General features: G+C 63.8%; 12 protein-coding genes. 7 read left to right on the top strand and 5 right to left on the bottom strand.

Translation table 11 applies throughout. The features are described 5' to 3' along the window. The first annotated feature begins 3 nt into the window (after positions 1 to 3). The 7 genes from glnT to AC3CCE_RS26615 all read left to right on the top strand — a co-directional run bounded on the left by glnT (position 4) and on the right by AC3CCE_RS26615 (position 11,407). Entirely contained in the window at positions 4 to 1,311 is a 1,308-nt protein-coding gene (gene glnT / locus AC3CCE_RS26645) for a type III glutamate--ammonia ligase (protein ID WP_023696631.1), read from the top strand. 36 nt (positions 1,312 to 1,347) lie between these two features. Beyond that, positions 1,348 to 2,601: a sarcosine oxidase subunit beta family protein gene (locus tag AC3CCE_RS26640; RefSeq protein WP_023668554.1), complete on the top strand. Its 1,254-nt coding sequence runs from the start codon at positions 1,348 to 1,350 to the stop codon at positions 2,599 to 2,601. Between the two features lie 10 nt (positions 2,602 to 2,611). After that, entirely contained in the window at positions 2,612 to 2,887 is a 276-nt protein-coding gene (locus AC3CCE_RS26635; protein ID WP_352521235.1) for a sarcosine oxidase subunit delta, read from the top strand. Positions 2,888 to 3,068: 181 nt separating this feature from the next. After that, positions 3,069 to 6,062, top strand: a complete 2,994-nt coding sequence (locus AC3CCE_RS26630; protein ID WP_352625603.1) for a sarcosine oxidase subunit alpha — start codon at positions 3,069 to 3,071, stop codon at positions 6,060 to 6,062. Next, the gene (locus AC3CCE_RS26625) at positions 6,040 to 6,672 is read left to right on the top strand and encodes a sarcosine oxidase subunit gamma (protein WP_352625601.1); all 633 of its coding nucleotides are present in this window, start codon (positions 6,040 to 6,042) and stop codon (positions 6,670 to 6,672) included. The genes AC3CCE_RS26630 and AC3CCE_RS26625 overlap by 23 nt, the downstream gene beginning before the upstream one ends. A 349-nt stretch (positions 6,673 to 7,021) precedes the next feature. Then, on the top strand, positions 7,022 to 9,391 hold the full coding sequence (locus tag AC3CCE_RS26620) for a trimethylamine N-oxide demethylase (RefSeq protein WP_352625599.1): 2,370 nt from the start codon (positions 7,022 to 7,024) through the stop codon (positions 9,389 to 9,391). A gap of 306 nt (positions 9,392 to 9,697) precedes the next feature. After that, positions 9,698 to 11,407, top strand: a complete 1,710-nt coding sequence (locus tag AC3CCE_RS26615; protein ID WP_023752569.1) for a trimethylamine N-oxide permease — start codon at positions 9,698 to 9,700, stop codon at positions 11,405 to 11,407. A 61-nt stretch (positions 11,408 to 11,468) separates the two neighbouring features. Here AC3CCE_RS26615 and AC3CCE_RS26610 read toward each other — a convergent pair whose 3' ends face one another. The 5 genes from AC3CCE_RS26610 to AC3CCE_RS26590 all read right to left on the bottom strand — a co-directional run bounded on the left by AC3CCE_RS26610 (position 11,469) and on the right by AC3CCE_RS26590 (position 20,091). Then, positions 11,469 to 12,824 (bottom strand): LLM class flavin-dependent oxidoreductase, encoded by a 1,356-nt coding sequence (locus AC3CCE_RS26610; protein ID WP_352625598.1) that lies wholly within the window; start codon positions 12,822 to 12,824, stop codon positions 11,469 to 11,471. A 275-nt stretch (positions 12,825 to 13,099) separates the two neighbouring features. Then, positions 13,100 to 16,237 (bottom strand): efflux RND transporter permease subunit, encoded by a 3,138-nt coding sequence (locus AC3CCE_RS26605; RefSeq protein WP_352625596.1) that lies wholly within the window; start codon positions 16,235 to 16,237, stop codon positions 13,100 to 13,102. A 248-nt stretch (positions 16,238 to 16,485) separates the two neighbouring features. Beyond that, positions 16,486 to 17,625, bottom strand: a complete 1,140-nt coding sequence (locus AC3CCE_RS26600; protein WP_352625594.1) for an efflux RND transporter periplasmic adaptor subunit — start codon at positions 17,623 to 17,625, stop codon at positions 16,486 to 16,488. Positions 17,626 to 17,683: 58 nt separating this feature from the next. Beyond that, entirely contained in the window at positions 17,684 to 18,289 is a 606-nt protein-coding gene (locus AC3CCE_RS26595; protein ID WP_352625592.1) for a TetR/AcrR family transcriptional regulator, read from the bottom strand. 161 nt (positions 18,290 to 18,450) lie between these two features. Beyond that, a complete protein-coding gene (locus tag AC3CCE_RS26590) occupies positions 18,451 to 20,091 on the bottom strand; it encodes an acyl-CoA synthetase (RefSeq protein WP_352625590.1) in 1,641 nt (546 codons plus the stop codon). Between the last annotated feature and the right edge of the window lie 124 nt (positions 20,092 to 20,215).

Here is a 20,215-nt window from a genome sequence, read left to right as displayed (position 1 = left end):
ATAATGGGGAACGATCTCGCCGCATTCGCCAAAGAGAACGGCGTCAAATATTTCATGATTTCCTATACCGACCTGTTCGGCGGCCAGCGCGCTAAGCTGGTGCCGGCGCAGGCGATCGCCGACATGCAGAAGGACGGCGCCGGCTTCGCCGGTTTCGCCACTTGGCTCGACCTGACGCCGGCGCATCCTGATATGCTGGCGGTGCCGGATCCGGATTCGGTGATCCAGCTGCCGTGGAAGCGCGATGTCGCGTGGGTCGCCGCCAACTGCATCATGGACGACAAGGAAGTCGAGCAGGCGCCACGCAACACGCTGCGCCGGCTGATTGCGGAAGCCGCCACTGACGGCATGCATGTCAAGACCGGCGTCGAGGCTGAGTTCTTCCTGATCTCGCCGGACGGCAGCGTCATCTCCGACAAGTACGACACGGCCTCGAAGCCCTGCTACGACCAGCAAGCGGTGATGCGCCGCTACGATGTCATCGCCGAGATCTGCGACCACATGCTGGCGCTGGGCTGGAGCCCCTACCAGAACGACCATGAGGACGCCAACGGCCAGTTCGAGATGAACTGGGCCTTCGACGATGTGCTCGCCACCGCCGACAAGCACTCCTTCTTCAAGTTCATGGTCAAGTCGGTGGCCGAGAAACACGGCCTGCGCGCGACCTTCATGCCGAAGCCCTTCCAGGGCCTGACCGGCAATGGCTGCCACGCCCATATTTCGGTGTGGGACAAGGCCGGCAAGGTCAACGTCTTTGCCGATAACGCGATGGAACTCGGCCTGTCGGCCAAGGGCAAGAATTTCCTCGGCGGCATCATGAAACATGCCTCGGCGCTGGCCGCCATCACCAACCCGACGGTGAACTCCTACAAACGCATCAACGCGCCGCGCACCATTTCGGGCGCCACCTGGGCGCCGAACACGGTGACCTGGACCGGAAACAACCGCACCCACATGGTGCGCGTGCCCGGCCCCGGCCGCTTCGAGCTGCGGTTGCCGGACGGCGCCGCAAACCCTTATCTGCTGCAGGCCGTCATCATTGCCGCCGGTCTCGACGGCATCCGCTCCAAGGCCGATCCCGGCAAGCGCTACGACATCGACATGTACCAGAACGGCCACACGGTGAAAGGCGCGCCGAAGCTGCCGCTCAATCTGCTTGACGCGCTTCGCGAATACGACAAGGACAAATCGCTCAAGGCGGCGCTGGGTGAGGAATTCTCGTCGGCTTACCTAAAGCTGAAGCACCAGGAATGGAATTCCTATGCTTCGCACTTCACGCAATGGGAGCGCGACCACACGCTGGACATATAATCGTCCTAGCGGTGCGAGCGACCTCGGAATGACCTGATGAAATATTCGATCTTCTCGCTCGCCCGTGCTGCCCTTTCCGGCCACAAGAACTGGCAGCGCACCTGGCGCGATGCGGCGCCCAAGGACCACTACGATGTGGTGATCATCGGCGGCGGCGGCCATGGGCTCGCCACCGCCTGGTTCCTCGCCAGCGAGTTCGGCATCAGAAACGTCGCCGTGCTGGAAAAGGGCTGGATCGGCTCCGGCAATGCCGGCCGCAACACCACCATCATCCGTTCCAATTACGGCCTGCCCGGCAATACCGGCTTCTACGAGCTTTCGATGAAGCTTTGGGAGCGGATGGAGCAGGACCTCAACTATAACGCCATGGTCAGCCAGCGCGGCGTCCTCAACCTCTATCATTCCGATGCGCAGCGCGACGCTTATGCGCGGCGCGGCAACACCATGCGCATCAATGGCATCGATGCCGAACTGCTCGACCAGGCGGCGCTGAAGAAGATGCTGCCGTTCCTGAATTTCGACCATGCGCGCTTTCCCGTGCAGGGCGGCCTCCTGCAGCGCCGCGGCGGCACCGCGCGGCATGACGCGGTGGTCTGGGGCTATGCCCATGCGGCGAGCGAACTCGGCGTCGACATCATCCAGAACTGCGAGGTCACCGGCTTTGTCCGGGACGGCAACGGCAAGGTGACTGGCGTCGAGACGTCGCGCGGCAAGATCGGCGCCGGCAAGGTCGGCATGGCAGTCGCCGGGTCATCGTCGCGTGTCGCAGCGATGGCGGGCATGCGCCTGCCGATCGAAAGCCATGTGCTGCAAGCTTTCGTCTCGGAGGCGATCAAGCCGCTCATTCCTGGCGTCATGACCTTCGGCGCCGGGCATTTCTATGTCAGCCAGTCCGACAAGGGCGGGCTGGTCTTCGGCGGCGACATCGACGGCTATAATTCCTACGCCCAGCGCGGCAATCTGCCTGTCATGGAAGATGTCTGCGAGGGCGGCATGGCGCTGATCCCGATGATCGGCCGCGTGCGGCTTCTGCGCCAGTGGGGCGGCATCATGGACATGTCGATGGATGGCTCGCCGATCATCGACAAGACGCCGGTCGACGGGCTCTACCTCAACGCCGGCTGGTGTTATGGCGGCTTCAAGGCGACGCCCGGTTCCGGCTTCGTCTTTGCCCATCTTCTGGCGCGTGACGAAACGCACAAGGAGGCGGCGCTGTTTCGGCTCGACCGCTTCCAGCGCGGCGCCATGATCGACGAAAAGGGCCAAGGCGCCCAACCGAACCTGCATTGAGGCTGGCGAGATGCGTATTGTCTGTCCCTTCTGCGGCGAACGTGAACTCGGCGAGTTCAGCTATCTCGGCGATGCCAAGCCTGTACGGCCGGCGGCGGATGCCGGCGAAGATGCCGTCTACGACTATGTCTACCTGCGCGACAACGTTGCCGGCGTGATGGCTGAGAACTGGTATCACGGCGGCGGCTGCCGGGCCTGGCTGAAGGTCACCCGCAACACGCTGACGCATGAGATTTCGGCGGTGGAGCCGGCGGCGGGCGCCGGGGCGAGGCAGGTGGCGAAATGAGCTATCCTGTCGAAATCGTAGCCGTCGCGAAAAGCGCCAGCCCCCTACCTCCCCCTTGTGGGGAGGTCGGACCGCAGGGCCGGGTGGGGGTCGGTGCCGCACCCCCACCCCGCTGCTGCGCAGCGACCCTCCCCACAAGGGGGAGGGTAAGGGGCGGCGCCATCCTTCGCCATGACACCATATGGATCAGAGGCTGGACATCGTGACCTCTCATCGTCTCTCATCCGGCGGTCTCATCGACCGTTCCACCCCCCTCACCTTCCGCTTCGACGGCACGACATTTTCCGGCTTCCAGGGCGACACGCTGGCGTCGGCGCTGGTCGCCAATGGCGTCAAGCTGGTCGGCCGCTCGTTCAAATACCATCGTCCGCGCGGCATTCTGACTGCGGGCTCGGAAGAACCCAACGCGCTGGTCGAACTGCGCACCGGCGCACGGCGCGAGGCCAACACCAAGGCCACGACGGCCGAACTCTATGAAGGCCTCGAAGCGGTCAGCCAGAACCGCTGGCCGTCGCTGCGCCACGATGTGATGTCGGTGAACCAGCTGTTCGCACCGATCTTCGTCGCCGGCTTCTACTACAAAACCTTCATGTGGCCGGCAAAATTCTGGGAAATGGTCTACGAGCCGGCGATCCGACGCGCCGCGGGTCTGGGTCGCGCGGCGGTCACCCCCGATCCGGATCACTACGACAAGGCCTGGGCGCATTGCGATGTGGTGATCGCCGGCTCCGGGCCGGCCGGTCTCGCCGCCGCACTCGCTGCAGGCCGCAGCGGTGCGCGCGTCATCCTGTGCGAAGAAGATTTTGCGCCCGGCGGCCGTCTGTTGTCGGATGGCGGCACGATCGACGGTCTGCCGGCCGCGGAGTGGCTGTCGCGCACACTGGCCGAGCTCAGCTCGATGCCGGATGTCCGCATCATGACCCGCACGACCCTGTTCGGCGTCTATGACGGCGGTACCTATGGCGCGATCGAGCGGGTCAACGATCATCTGCCGGTGCCGCCCGAGCATCAGGTGCGCCAGCGCCTGTGGCGCATCGTGGCCAAACGCTGCGTCGTTGCTGCCGGCGCGATCGAGCGGCCGATCGTGTTCGCCGGCAACGACACGCCCGGCGTGATGATGGCTTCGGCGATGCGCACCTATGTCGCGCGCTATGCCGCCACACCGGCAAAGCGCCTCGCGCTGTTCACCAACAATGAGGATGGCTGGCGCACGGTCGAGACGGCACTCGGCGCCGGGCTGCAGATCGCGGCGGTGATCGACGCGCGGCCTGACGTCTCGCCTGCCCATCGTTCTCTCGCTTCCAGGAACGGCTTCACCGTGCTGCATGGTTCGGTCAGCGGCGTCGACGGCGGCAAGGACGGCGTAAGAAAAATAGCGGTGTCGCTGACCGGCGGCGCGCGCGCCGAGGTCGAGGCCGACGGGCTTGCCGTTTCCGGCGGCTGGAATCCGGCGGTCGGGCTGACCTCATACCATCGCGGCCGGCCGAAATGGCGCGACGACATCGCCGCCTTCGTGCCGGACGGCGCGCCGCCCGGCATGGTCGCGGCAGGTGCCGCCAACGGTGCCTTTCGCCTCGGCGCCTGCCTGCGTGAAGGTTTTGAAGCTGGTGCGGCGGCCGCACGCGAAGCGGGGCGGTCGGGCAGCGCTGGATCACCGCCGACCGCCAGCGACGAGGCCTTCTCGCTGACGCCTCTCTGGCACGTCGCCGGCAAGGGCAAAGCCTTTGTCGACCAGCAGCACGATGTCACGGCATCCGACATCGAGCTGGCGCAGCGCGAGGGTTTTGAATCGGTCGAGCATCTGAAGCGCTACACCACGCTCGGCATGGCGACCGACCAGGGCAAGACATCCAACGTCGCCGGCCTCGCCATCATGGCGGCGGTGACGGGCAAATCCATTCCCGAGACGGGCACGACCATCTATCGCCCGCCCTACGTGCCGGTCGCCATCGGCGCCTTTGCCGGCCACCATCGCGACGAAAATTTCCATGCGACGCGGCTGACGCCGTCGCATCACTGGGCGGCCGAACAAGGCGCGATCTTTGTCGACACCGGCCTGTGGAAGCGCGCGCAATGGTATCCGCGCGCCGGCGAGAAAGACTGGCTGGAATCGGTCACCCGCGAGGTCAAGGCGGTGCGCGGCGGCGTCGGCTTCTGCGATGTGTCGACGCTGGGCAAGATCGATGTGCACGGCCCCGATGCCGGCGCCTTCCTCGACCGCGTCTACATCAACACCTTCTCAAACCTTGCCGTGGGAAAAGCCCGCTACGGGCTGATGCTGCGCGAGGACGGCCTCGTCTATGATGACGGCACGACCTCGCGGCTGGCCGATGACCATTATTTCCTCACCACGACCACGGCGAAGGCCGGGCTGGTGATGCAGCATCTCGAATTCTGCCGGCAGGTGCTATTCCCCGAACTCGACGTGCAACTGACCTCGGTCTCCGACCAGTGGGCGCAATTCTCGATTGCCGGGCCAAGGACGCGAGACCTGTTGAAGGAAATCGTCGACCCTGCCGAGGACCTTTCGAACGAAGGTTTTCCATTCATGGGCGTGCGCGAAGTCGCTTTGCGCGGCGGCATCAAGGCGCGGCTGTTCCGCATCTCCTTCTCCGGCGAGATGGCGTTCGAGATTTCGGTGCCGGCGCGTTACGGTGAAGCGATGGCACGCAATTTGATGCTGGCGGGAAAACCGTTCGGCGTGACGCCGTATGGCACAGAAGCCCTCGGCGTCATGCGCGTTGAAAAGGGCCATGTCGCCGGACCGGAACTGAGCGGCACGACGACCGCCGCCGATCTCGGCCTCGGCAAGATGATGTCGACCAAGAAGGATTTCATCGGTCGCGTCATGGCCGGCCGCGAGGCGCTGGTGGCGCCGGACCGGCAGGTCGTGGTCGGCATCAAGCCGGTCGACAAGGCGCGCCGCCTGCGCTCCGGCGCGCACATCATCCCGAAGGGCCAGACGCCCGGGCCTGACAACGACCAGGGCTACGTCACCTCGGTCTGCTTCTCGCCGACGCTTGACCAGTGGATCGGGCTCGGCCTTGTCGAGCGTGGCCGCGAGCGCATCGGCGAGATCGTCCACGCGCATGATCCGCTGCGCGGCGAAGACTATGATGTCGAGCTCTGCAATCCCGTCTTCTACGATCCCGATGGAGGGCGCCAGCGTGGCTGATTTTTCCTGGAATGTTCGCAGCCCGCTCGATCGGGCGCTCGCTCCTGGCGCTTACGGCGTGCAAGGCGATGCCGGTGTGTCGCTGACCGAGATCCGCAATTTCGACCTCGTCCAGGTGATGGCACGGCGCGGCAAGGCGGGTGATTTGGCCGAGGCCGCGAACGCTCGTTTCGGCGTAGCGGCTCCGGAAACGCCGAAGGCGGTTGGCACCGCGGATGCGACGCTGATCTGGTCGGGACCGGATCAGTTTTTTGTCCTGTCGAAGGGTGGCAGGACTGAGGTGCTCGCTCAGACCTTTGCATCTTCCGCTTCGCTATCCGACCAATCGCATGCACGCGTGCTGATCAGCATCTGCGGCCTCAAGGCGCGCGCCATGCTGGCGAAACTGTCGTCGATTGATTTGCATCCCCATGCGTTTCCGGTTGGCGCTGTTGCCGCGACCTCGATGGATCACACCAGCGTCACGCTCTGGCGTGGTGGTGACAAGGCGGATGGGCAGGCGGTGTTCAACCTCCTGGTGTTTGCGACGTTTGCCGAAAGTCTGTGGCACACGATGTTGGATTCGGCTGCGGAGTATGGTGTGGCTATCGGGCATTCCGAGGAGCTTTAGCTCGATAGTTTCAGATGTTGGCGCCGCCCCTCATCGCCCTGCCGGGCATTTCTCCCCGTATAGTGATGGGGAGAAAGAAGCTGGTCGCAGCCTCGGCGCTCGTCCTGCAACGCTGGCGATTGGCGAAACCGGCGACGACAGCTTCGCCCGTTTACGGGGAGAAGATGGCGGCAGCCAGATGAGGGGCGGCGCTGGCGTTCGGAAGATGGGTTTGATTGGAAGGGTCTAACCTGCAGCGACCGCGTCGAGAACGCCACCTCCACCTTGCCAAACCCAACCGCGCTGCTATTCTTGCTGCTAAAATAATTTTACACACAGGCAAACTTGTTTCTGTAACCGCAAGGCTGAGATGAGCCAGTCGCCCTACCCTTCAGTGACAGCCGGGCCGCCGCGGCCGAGCCTCATCCTGAGGCCCGGCCAGATCGCGCTGCCGCCGGGCATGGAGCGCCATACTATCCTGGGGAATGGCGCGGTGCTGATCGAGGTCGAGGCCGGCGATACGTTCACCGTGCGCAATGTCGAGGGCGGGCAGGCTTGCGAGTTGCTGGCCTGGGACAGGACCGGCGCCACCGATCCTTCCATCCTCGGCGAAAAGTCCAACAGCAATGCCGCCGGGATCAAGGCGCTTCTGGCCGAGGGCGATGACAGCCTGGCTTCCGTCCGTCGTGGCCTTGAGCGCCGCCAGGTGCAGCTCGACGAGCCCAAGGCGGTGCGTGTGTTCGGCGGCGCAACGCCTGCCGGCACCGAGCAGGCATTCACGGTCAGGCGCGACGGCGCGATGCTGATTGCCGCACCCGGCGGGCCGATGCTCGTCGACAGCCATGATACGGCAACGCCGCTCACCGTCATGGTGCGCCGCGCCACCGTGCGCCTGAAGACAAAGTCGCAGCTGGCCGATCCGCTTGCCGATCCGGTGCTCGATCTGCGCGTCCATTCGGCGACAGCCGAATCCTATTTCGTCAAGGCGGGCGACTACCTGCAGATCATCGATGTCGACGGCCGCCAGTGCACCGATTTCCAGTGCTTCTCGGCGCGCAAGCTGGACAAGGGGCTGGACCATCCGCTCGACGTAACGACCACGCGCACGCTGATGGGGTCGAGCTACCCGATGCCCGGCCTTCACTCGAAATATTACGACCAGGACATGGAGCCCCTGGTCGAGGTTATCCAGGACACATGCGGCCGGCATGACGCGTTCGCGCTGGCGTGTGCGGCCAAATATTACGACGACATCGGCTATCCCGGCCACACCAACTGCTCGGAGAATTTCAACCGCGAGCTGGCCGACAAGGGTGTGACCCCACGTGCCGGCTGGATGGCGATCAACTTCTTCTTCAACACGGAGATCGACGCCCATGGCGTGATGGTGTCGGATGAGCCGTGGTCGCGCGCCGGCGACTATGTCCTGCTCAGGGCGCTCACCGACATTGTCTGCGTCTCCTCCGCCTGTCCCGACGACACGACACCGGCCAATGGCTGGAACCCGACCGACATCCATGTGCGAACCTATTCCGGCCAACACAAATTCTCGCGAGCGATCGCCAGACGCATGACGCCCGATTCGGAACCGAAAATGACCCGCGAGACCGCCTTCCATTCAAGCTTCGCCAAGCACACCCGCAACTTCGTGGAATACCGGGGTTATTGGCTGGCCAATTCTTTCGCCAAAGAGGGGCCGATCGCCGAGTACTGGGCCTGCCGGCAGGACGCGGTGATCATGGACCTGTCGCCGCTGCGCAAGTTCGAGGTCACCGGTCCCGATTCCGAAGCGCTGCTGCAATACACGCTGACCCGCGACGTCAAGAAGCTCGGCGTCGGCCAGGTCGTCTATTCCGCCATGTGCTACGAGCATGGCGGAATGATCGACGACGGCACGCTGCTGCGGCTCGGCAAGGACAATTTCCGCTGGGTCGCCGGCGATGACCTGTCCGGCGAATGGCTGCGCGACACCGCCAGAAAACTCGGCCTCAACGTGCTGGTGCGCTCGTCCACCGACCAGATGCACAATGTCGCTGTCCAAGGGCCGAAGAGCCGTGACATTGTGCGAGAGGTGGTCTGGACCTCGCCGCTGCAACCGTCGATCGACGAACTCGAATGGTTCCGCTTCGCTGTCGCGCGCATCGGCGGCGGCAATGGCATTCCGGTCGTGGTGTCGCGCACCGGTTATACCGGCGAGCTCGGCTACGAAATCTGGTGCCACCCACGCGACGCCGAAAAAGTGTTCGATGCCATCTGGGAGGCCGGCCAGCCGCACGGGCTGAAGCCGATGGGCCTGCAGGCACTCGACATGGTGCGCATCGAAGCCGGGCTGATCTTCGCCGGTTACGAATTCTCCGACCAGACCGACCCGTTCGAGGCGGGCATTGGTTTCACCGTGCCGTTGAAGACCAAGACCGACGATTTCATAGGCCGCGAGGCGCTGATAAGGCGCAAGGAACATCCGCAGCACAAGCTCGTCGGCCTCGACATCGACAGCAATGTCGCGGTCGGCCATGGCGACTGTGTCCATATCGGCCGCGCCCAGATCGGTGTCGTCACCTCGGGCATGCGCTCGCCGGTGCTGAACAAGAACATCGCTCTGGCGAGGCTTGACGTCACCCATGCGGCCACCGGCACAGAGGTCGAGATCGGCAAACTCGACGGGCAGGCCAAGCGGCTGCCGGCGCGCGTCGTGGCCTTCGCCCACTACGATCCGCAAAAGACCAGGCCGCGATCCTGAGGGTTGCACCCCCGGCCCTTCGCAGGCTCAGGGCGTTCGAAGCTCGAAAGCAATTGGCTTTCCGTCCGCTACCGCGGACCGCTTCTCACCCCACAAGGGGAGAAGGACAAAGCGAGCGTTTCGCAACCGTGATGTGCACGGCGCCACAAATCACTTGACGTGAAAGCGCGCCGGATCAATCTTCACTGTTAAGAAAAAAATACGACTGAGTGGAAACACTGGAGTCGTGCGGTCATGTACCGGGGAACAAGCTTCGCGAAGCCGAGGCATCACCGGCCGGGAACACAAAATGGGGAATTCAGACAGATGAGCACGATTACCACTGCCCTGGAGCAGCCCGCTGAAGGCAAGCTGCTCCGCAACATCGACTGGCGCGGCGCCTTCTGGGTGGCGAGCGGCGTTCCTGCCCTTGTCCTGTTTTCGATCGGCGGCATTGCCGGAACGACGGGAACGCTGGCCTTCGGGATCTGGATCGCTTCCATGATCATGGGCTTCCTGCAATCCTTCACCTATGCCGAGATCGCCGGCCTGTTCCCGAACAAGTCGGGCGGCGCCTCGATCTACGGCGCCACCGCCTGGCTGCGTTATTCCAAGTTCATCGCGCCGCTGTCGGTGTGGTGCAACTGGTTCGCCTGGTCGCCGGTGCTGTCGCTGGGCTGCTCGATCGCCGCCGCCTATATCCTCAACGCGCTGGCGCCGGTGCCGCTGTTCACCGAGGCCTCGCCGGATGTCGTCGCCTATATCGCGGCGCACGCCGGAACGGTGCCTGCCGACGCCATCGCCGCGGTGACCACGGCGGCCACGCCGGCGATCCGCAACTGGACGCTGTTCAGCCACACGCTGGGTCCTGTCTCCTTCACCCTCAATGCCACTTTCTTCATCGGCGCGGTGCTGATGCTGATCATCTTCTCGATCCAGCATCGCGGCATTCTCGGCACCGCCAATGTGCAGAAGTATATCGGCCTGCTGGTCATCATCCCGATGCTGATCGTCGGTGTCGTGCCGATCGTCACCGGCCAGATCAACTGGGCGAACTTTTCGCCGCTGGTGCCGCTGGCGGCGGCTTACGCGCCGGAGCCCGGCTCGTGGAACATTGCTGGCTGGACGCTGGTGCTGGGCGGCATGTTCATCGCCGCATGGTCGACCTATGGTTTTGAGACCGCCGTCTGCTACACATCGGAGTTCAAGAACCCGGGCACCGACACGTTCAAGGCGATTTTCTATTCCGGCCTGCTCTGCATGCTTCTGTTCATCCTGGTGCCCTTCACCTTCCAGGGCGTGCTGGGCCTCAACGGCATGCTGGCGACGCCGATCGTCGACGGCTCGGGTGTCGCCGATGCACTGGCCGGCATGGTCGGGGGTGGCGCATTGATCCACAGCCTCTTGGTGATGCTGATGATCCTGGCGCTGGTGCTGTGCATCATGACGGCAATGGCCGGCTCGTCGCGCACGCTCTACCAGGGCTCGGTCGATGGCTGGCTGCCGCGCTATCTCAGCCACGTCAACGAGCATGGCGCGCCGACGCGCGCCATGTGGACCGATCTCGTCTTCAACCTGATCGTGCTGGCCATCGCCTCGGCCGACGCGACGAGCTTCTTCTTCATCCTCGCCGTGTCGAACTGCGGCTACATCATCTTCAACTTCCTCAACCTCAATGCCGGCTGGATCCACCGCATCGACAACGGCCACATCAACCGGCCGTGGAAGGCGCCGAGCTGGCTGCTCGGCCTCGGCGCCATCTTCGCCTATGTAAACGCCATCTTCATGGGCGCCGGCGCCAAGGTGTGGAACCCGATGGCGCTCTGGGCCGGCCTGATCACAGCCGCCTTGATCATCCCGGTGTTCTGCTACCGGCACTACGTCCAAGACAAGGGCAGGTTCCCCGACCACATGCTGGCCGACCTCGGCATGGCGGGCGCAGACCTCTCGGTCAAAAAGGCAGGCATGCTGCCCTACCTGACGCTGGTCGCCGGCCTGGTGGTGATGCTGCTCGCCAACTGGTACTTCGTCATCTGAAAGTGATGGCTGAAAAGAATGGGCGCGCTTCGGCGCGCCCGTTTCTTTTTGTGGCAGGACGTCAGCCGGCCTTGCGAGTGGCCGCTTCGGAGCCTTCGAAGAACCGGTTCGGCGGACGCTTCAGGCCGAGATTCTCGCGCAAGGTGGTGCCCTCATACTCGCGCCGGAAGAGCTTTCGCCGCTGCAGCTCGGGCACCACCTTCTCGGCGAAGTCATCGAGCCCGGCAGGCAGATAGGGGAACATGACGTTGAAGCCGTCTGACCCCTCGGCAACCAACCATTCCTCCATCGCGTCGGCGATGGTTTTAGGCGTGCCGACGAAGGCAAGGCCGGAATAGCCGCCGAGCCGCTGCGCCAGCTGGCGGACGGTCAAATTCTCCCGGCGCGCCAGCTCGATGACGCGCTCGCGGCCGCTCTTCGAGGCATTGGTCTCGGGGATTTCGGGCAAGGGCGCGTCGGGGTCGAAGGCCGACGCGTCATGGCCGAGCGCGATCGACAGCGAGGCAATGCCGCTCTCGTAATAGACCAGGCTGTCGAGCTTGGCGCGTTTGGCCTGTGCTTCCTCGACACTGTCGCCGACGATGACGAAGGCGCCGGGCAGGATCTTGATGTCGTCGCGCGAACGGCCGAGCTTCTCGGCCCGGCTTTTGACATCGGCAAAGAAGCGCTGCCCAGCCGCCAGATCGGAATGGGCGGCGAAGATCACCTCCGCCGTTTCGGCTGCCAGCTGCCGCCCGGCCTCAGATGCGCCGGCCTGGACGATGACCGGCCAGCCCTGCACCGGCCGCGCAATGTTGAGCGGGCCGCGCACCGAGAGATGCTCACCCTTATGGTCGAGCACATGCAGCTTCGCGGGATCGAAATAGAGCCCGCTCTCGGCGTCGCGGATGAAGGCGTCGTCGGCAAAGCTGTCCCAGAGGCCGGTCACCACATCGTAGAATTCCCGCGCATTGTGATAGCGCTCGTCGTGCTCGACATGCTCGTCGAGGCCGAAGTTCAGCGCGGCGTCGGGATTGGATGTGGTGACGATGTTCCAGCCGGCGCGGCCGCCGCTGATATGGTCGAGCGAGGCGAAGCGGCGGGCAATGTGATAGGGCGCGTCGAAGGTTGTCGATGCGGTGGCGACAAGGCCGATATGATCAGTGACGGCGGCGAGCGCCGACAGCAGCGTGAACGGCTCGAACGAGGTCACCGTGTGGCTGCGCCGTAGCGCCTCGATCGGCATGTTGAGAACGGCCAGATGGTCGGCCATGAAGAAGGCGTCGAACTTCGCCGCCTCAAGCGTCTGCGCGAAGCGCTTCAGATGGGCGAAGTTGAAGTTGGCATCGGGATATGAGCCGGGATAGCGCCAGGCCCCGGTGTGAAGACTGACCGGACGCATGAAGGCGCCGAGCCGCAATTGCTTGTTGTCTGCCATGGGATGATCACCTGATGCGAATGAGCGTTGCCGCTCCGATATGTAAGCAGGATCGGACGGCTTTGCCGTCCTGGAAAGGAATTCTGTTTTGCAAAACCGGCGCCGCGAAGCATTTTCATACAGGTGGCCGTTCAACCTATTTTGATGAACCCGCCTGGTGTTGAGATACTTGCCTGGGTGCTCGGTGCCACCGGCAAGGAGAAAGCCAGAACGCCGCACGTCAAGCGTACGGCGTTCCAGCCTTTTCCAAGGTGCATCCTGTGCGCCGGCAGCGCCTACTCGGCGGCCAGCGCGAGTGGCGGCCTGTCATTGTCCTGCACCGCCTCATCAGCCGGCTTCCTGCCTTTCTTCGGCTCGCGGCCGAAGAACAGCGCGTAGCCTGCCGGCAGCACCAGGATGGTGAGTACGGTGGCGACGAGGATGCCGCCCATCATGGCGTAGGCGAGCGGTCCCCAGAACACCGCACGCGAGATCGGGATCAGCGCCAGCACCGCCGTCATCGCCGTCAGCACGATCGGCCGGAAACGGCGCACGGCCGAGCCGATGATGGCCTCCGATCGGTCCATCCCCCTGGCGATGTCCTGATCGATCTGGTCGACCAGGATGATCGAGTTGCGCATGATGATTCCGAGCAGCGCGATGACACCGAGGATGGCGACGAAGCCGAACGGCGCGCCGCTGATCAACAGAGCCGCCGCCGCACCGATGATGCCGAGCGGACCGGTGGCCAGCACGAGCATCGCCTTGCCGAAATGCTGCAGCTGGATCATCAGGAGCACGACGATGACGGCCAGCATGATCGGCGCCTTGGCGGCAATCGAGGCCTGGCTTTCGGCGGAATCTTCCGCACCGCCCTGGATCTCGATCTTGTAGCCGGGCGCCAGGCCGGCGCGCATGCCCTGCATGTCATTGTAGAGCTTGGTGACGACGTCGTTCGACTGCACGCCATCCGGCAGCGTGGCGCGCACCGAGATGGTCGGCAGGCGGTCGCGCCGCCATTCGACGCCCTGCTCGAGCACCGGCACCACCTTGGCCACCTGCGACAGCGGCACGAAGCCGCCGAAATCGGTCGGGATATAGACCGAGTCGACCGAGGACAGCAGGCTGCGGCTGGCGTCCGGTTCGCGGGCGACGATGGAAACCGTCTCCTCGCCATCACGGAAGTCATCGAGCGGCGCGCCGGACATCGCTGCCTGCAGCATCTGGCGGATGCGTTGCGAGGTGACGCCAAGAGCACGGGCGCGGTCCTGGTCGATGATCAGCTTCATCGCCGGTACCGGCTCCAGCCAGTCGTCATGGACGGCGCCGAGCAGCGGATTTTCGGCGAATTTCGCCTTCACCTGGTCGGCGATGCGGCGCACCTCCTGGCGGTCCGGACCCATGATGCGCATCTGCACCGGCCAGCCGGTCGGCGGGCCGAGGAACAGACGGTCGACCTTGGAACGGATCGAGGGGAAATCCTGCGCCAGGATTGAGCGCAGCTTGAGGATCAGCCGCTCGCGTGCCGGCTCGTCATTGGCCATCACCAGAAGCTGCGCATAGTTCGGATTGCGCAATTGCTGGTCGAGCGGCAGGAAGAAGCGCGGCGCGCCTTCGCCGATATAGGTGGCGATGAAGCGCTTGTCCTTGTCGTCCATCATCCGGGCTTCCAGCGCCTTGGCCTGCGTCTCGACTTCCTTGATCGAGGTTCCCTCAGGCAACCAGAGATCGACGAGGATTTCCGGCCGCGAGGATTGCGGGAAGAAGTTTTGTGGGATGAACTGGAACGCCCACAGGCTGGTGGCGAAGGTGACCAGCGTCATCACCAGAACGATGATGCGGTGGCGCACCGCCCAGCCGACCGTGGCGCGCAGCCGCCGGTAGAAGCCGGTGTCGAAGGCGTCATGATGGTTGCCGGCATGCTTGCGCTGCTTGAGGATCATGTAGCCCAGCCACGGCGTGAAATAGACGGCGACGAACCACGACACGACGAGCGCGATGCCGACGACATAGAACAGCGTGCGCACATATTCGCCTGCGGTCGAGGCGGCGAAGCCGACCGGGATGAAGCCGGCGATGGTGATCAGCGTGCCGCTCAGCATCGGGAAGGCGGTCGAGGAATAGGCGAAGCTCGCCGCATCGATCTTGACCAGCCCCTCTTCCAGCTTGCGCTCCATCATCTCGACGACGATCATGGCGTCGTCGACCAACAGCCCGAGCGCGATGATCAGGGCGCCGAGCGAAATGCGCTGCAGATCGATGCCGAGCTCGTACATGATGGCGAAGGTGGCGGCCAGCACCAGCGGAATGGCAATGGCGATGACCAGGCCGGAACGCCAGCCGATCGACAGCAGCGAGACAGCAAGCACGATCAGCAGCGCCTCGCCGAGCGCCTCCATGAACTCGTTGACGGCGTCCTTGACAAGCTCGGGCTGGTTGGAAATCTGGTCGACCGCAACGCCGTAGGGCAGCGCTTCCTCAAAGCGCTTGTAGGTCGCCTCGACATCCGTGCCGACGTCCCTGACGTTAAAACCCTTGGCCATGACGACGCCGACCTGGACGCTTTCGTGGCCGTTGAAGCGGTACTTGCGCTGATAGGGATCTTCGAGACCGGAACTCACGGTGGCAATATCGCCAAGACGTGTCACCTGACCACCGGCGCGCAGGCGCAATTCCCTGATGTCGGCAGCCCTGGTGACATCGCCCTCGACCGAGATGCGCACCGAGCGCAGGCCGGTGTCGACGGAGCCCGCCGGATCGACATTGTTCTGGCCCTTGATGGCGTTCTGCAGGTCGGTCAGCGTCAGGCCGCGTTCGGCCAGGGCCTTGGACGAGACGTCGATATAAAGCTTCTCCGGCTGGTCGCCGATGATGACGGCCTTCTCGACGCCCGGCGTCGTCAGCAGCATGTCGCGAGCCTGGGTGGCGAATTTCTTCAGCTCCGGATAGCTGTAGCCGTCGCCGCCGATCGAGTGCAGGGTGATGAAGGTGTCGCCGAACTCGTCGTTGAAATAGGGCCCGAGCAGGCCTTGCGGCAGGTCGCCGGAGATGTCGCCAACCTTCTTGCGCACCTGGTAGAAGGCGTCCTTCACCTCCTCTGCATTGGTGTCGCCCTTGATCTGGACGGTGATGATGGCGCTGCCGGCGCGGGTGTAGGAACGGACGAAGTCGAGGTGCGGCGTTTCCTGCAGCTTGCGCTCGATCTTGTTGACGACCTGGTCTTCCATCTCCTGGATCGAGGAGCCCGGCCAGATCGCCTGGACGACCATGACGCGGAAAGTGAAATCGGGGTCTTCCTTCTGGCCCATGCGCATCAGGCCGAGCGCGCCGGCAATGATGATCAGACCGAACAGGAAGCGCGCGATCGAGGGATGGCCGATGGCCCAGCGCGAAAGATTGAAAGGCTGCTTTTCAGTGCTGTCGGTGGTGGTCATCGGCGTCAGTCCAATTCGTTGATCGTGCGCGCATGCGCTTTGCATGCAGCTAGGATATTCCGATGCTGGCTTCCGGGCGGCGAGGCTTTCCGAGCGGAGAGACACTCATCGCGGTGGGACGCGCGGATCGATGCGGGGGAACTCGATCTTGGCGTCTCGACCATCGGGCGCTCGCCGCCCGGAAACCCTGAATTCGCTTGCCCAGCCCTTTCGCCAAAGCGACGATCAAGCCGGCTTCATGCCTGCGGTCAGCGCAGGGCCTTTGCGGCATCGCCTTCCGCAGAGGCGGCCTGGACCGCATCGCCGGTCAGCTTGACTTTGAGATTCTCGGTCATGAACTGGGTGCCGGCGGCAACGACGACATCCCCCGGCTTGAGCCCGTCGGCGACGCTGACGCCGTCGGCGGTGAACTCCGCAACCTTGACCAGGCGCTCGTGCACCGTCTCGCCGGCGCGGTCGACGGTCCAGACAATCTTGCGACCATCCTTTTCCGCAAGCGCGCTAAGCGGGATCGACACCATCTCCTGCTTCTTGGCCACCGAGGCCTCGATGTTGGCGGTCATGCCGAGCAGCACGCGCGGGTCGTCGGGCAGCGAGACGCGGACGGCAAAGGTGCGCGACTGCTGGTCGGCGCTGCCGGCGACTTCACGCACTTTGCCGGAGAGCGCCAGCGCGTCATCGGACCAGAAGCTGGCCTTGACGTCCTTTCCCGGCTTGAAGGCGGCGATGTCCATTTCGGGAACCGCGATCAGCACTTCCTTTTCGCCGTCAACGGCAACAGTCATCACAGGCGTTCCGGCGCCGACCACCTGGCCGACATCGGCCGAGACCGCCGTGACGATGCCGTTCTCGCTCGCCTTGAGATCGGTGTAGACGACTTGGTTCTGCGCCTGGGCAAGGGTAGAGCGGGCGGCATCGCGCGTCGCTACCGCCTGGTTGTAGCTCAGCGTCGCCTGTTCGAGCTGCGACTTGGAGGTGAAGTTCTTGGCAAAAAGCTGCTCGGCGCGCTTGCGGGACAGATCGACCGTCTCGACCTGCCGCTCGGCGGCGTCGAGGCTGGCCTTGGCGCTCTTGACCGACAACTCATAGTCCGTGGGATCGATACGGGCTAGCACATCGCCTGTCGTCACATGCTGGCCGATGTCGACCAGACGCTCAGTGACCTTGCCCGAGATGCGAAAGCCGAGGTTCATTTCGGTACGGGCTCGCACCGAGCCGGAATAGGTGAGTTCGCGACTCTTTTCGGCCTGGCCGATCTCGACCACCTTGACCGGACGGATGATGTCCTGGCCCTCGGTCTTCTCCTGGCTGCAGGCGGCGAGCCCGAGCGTGGCGACGATCAGGCCGGCGACCGGCAGCTTGCGGATGATGGAACTGGACAAAGACACTTTCGTGCTCCCGACTGGAGATGAATGGTCGACACCGGCGCCCGGCGGGCGGCGGCTATTACTTCAGAGCCTTGATCGCGTAATCGATGAGATCGTCGGGCATCGCCCGATTGGTCTTGGCAAGGCATTGCGCCACCATTTGGGGGTGACACAGAATAACGGTGGCGGCGCCGAAGCAGCGCGATGCGATGACCGGATCCTGGTCCCTGAACTCGCCGGCCTCGATGCCCTCGCGGATCACCTCGGCAAACAGGTCGTGAATGCTGTCGATATGCTTGTCGATGACGCCCCAGTCGCGCTCGAGCGCGACGATGACCATTTCGTGGACCTTCTGGTCGTCGAGCATGACTTCCAGCGTCATCTTGTACTGCGCATGCACGTAGCGGCGCAGCCGCTCCTCGGCGCTGATCGGCAACCGGGAAATCTCGTAGGCCATGTTGTAGCTGGCGAGGAGCATGCGGCCGCAGACGGCCTGGTGGATTTCGACCTTGGAGGCGAAGAAACGGTAGATGTTGGCCGGCGACATGCCGAGTTCGCGGGCGATGTCGGCGACATTGGTCTTGCCGTAACCATAGTGCCGGAACAGGCGTTCGGCACAGTCGAGAATGCGGGTGACATTCTCCTGGCGGGTGGCGTCGGCCATTACGCTGGCGGCTTCGGACATGGCTCTCTGTCGATTAATGAGTGACGAATTTCAACTTTCGTCAGTCGTAAATCGAAAAGAGGGAAGTGTCAATGCGAATTCGACGTACGCGTATAATTTGGTGACAGATGGTGACAGAGGGTGTGAGCGAACTCGACCTTGCGTGCCGTTGCGCTCTGGAACTAAGATCCCTTCACCATTTCCCGCAGCTGAAACTTCTGGATCTTCCCCGTCGATGTCTTCGGGATCTCGGCAAAAATCACCGCCTTCGGCACCTTGAAGCGGGCGAGCAGCGCGCGGCAGTGTTCGATGATCTCGGTCTCGCTTGCCGCCTTGCCGGGCTTCAACTCGACATAGGCGACCGGCACCTCGCCCCATTTGTCGTCTGCCTTGGCGACGACGCCGCAGGACGCTACGGACGGGTGTTTGTAGAGGGCCTCCTCGACCTCGATCGATGAAATATTCTCGCCGCCGGAGATGATGATGTCCTTGGAGCGGTCCTTGAGCTGGATGTAGCCGTCGGGATGCATGACGCCGAGGTCGCCGGAGTGGAACCAGCCGCCGGCAAAGGCCTCTTCGGTCGCCTTCCTGTTCTTCAGATAGCCCTTCATGACGATGTTGCCGCGAAACATGACCTCACCGATGGTCTCGCCGTCGGCCGGCGTCTTCTGCATCGTCTCCGGGTCCATCACGGTCAGGCCTTCGAGTGCGGCATAGCGCACGCCCTGCCTTGCCTTCTTCTGCGCCTTCGATCCCTTGTCTAGATCGTCCCAGGCGCCGTGCCATTCGTTGACGACCGCCGGGCCATAGGTCTCGGTCAGCCCGTAGAGATGGGTGACGGCAAAGCCGGCATCGGCCATGCCCGACAGCACCGCTTCCGGCGGAGGTGCTGCCGCCGTATTGAAGGTCACCGTCTGGGGGAACGTCCGCTTGTCCTCGTCCCTGGCGTTGATCAGCACCGACATGACGACCGGCGCACCGCACAGATGCGTCACGCCGTGGTCGGCGATGGCATCGTAGATCGGCTTCGGCCGCACCCAGCGCAGGCAGACATGGGTGCCGGCCTGGACCGCCATCGTCCACGGAAAGCACCAGCCATTGCAGTGGAACATTGGCAGCGTCCACAGATAGACGGCGTGCTTGGCCATGCCGGCATGGATGGTGTTGGTGTAAGCCATCAGGGCAGCGCCGCGATGGTGGTAGACGACGCCCTTCGGGTTGCCTGTCGTGCCTGAGGTGTAGTTGAGTGAGATGGCGTCCCATTCGTCGTCGGGCATCGACCAGGCGTAGCCCTCGTCACCGCCGGCGACGAACCCCTCATAGTCGATCGCGCCGATGCGCTCGCCCTTGGGATAGGGTGCATCGCTGGCATAGTCGGGATCGTCATAGTCGATGACCAGCGGCTTCACCTTGGCCAGTGCCAGTGCCTGTTTGACGACAGCGGAAAATTCGCGGTCGACGACGAGCACCTTGGTCTCGGCATGGTCGAACTGGAACGCAATGACGGCGGCATCGAGCCTTGTGTTGAGCGAATGCAACACCGCTTTGGTCATCGGCACGCCGAAATGCGCCTCCAGCATCGGCGGCGTGTTCGACAGCATCACCGTGACGGTATCGCCCTTGCCGATGCCGCGCTTCGACAGCGCCGAGGCGAGCTTCAGCGAGCGCTGCCAGAAGGTGCGATAGGTGATGCGCTGGCTGCCATGGATGATGGCGACATGATCGGGATAGGTGCTTGCCGCCCGCTCCAGATAGGTGAGCGGCGTCAGCGGCTGATGGTTGGCGGCGTTCTTGCCGAGATCCTGCTCGTAGTGACTGCCCATCCCGTGCTCCCCGAATTTTCATTGTTGAGAACTTCTAACCACAGGTACCCGCCACGTCACCATCGGCGATTCCCGACCGGGCACATTTGGCGCAATGATCGTCCAGATTCGATGGGCAAAGAGG

The organism is Mesorhizobium sp. P160187, from assembly GCF_057766425.1.
The sequence above is the reverse complement of the archived record's forward strand: the minus strand, read 5'-3'. Positions and strand labels throughout refer to the sequence as shown.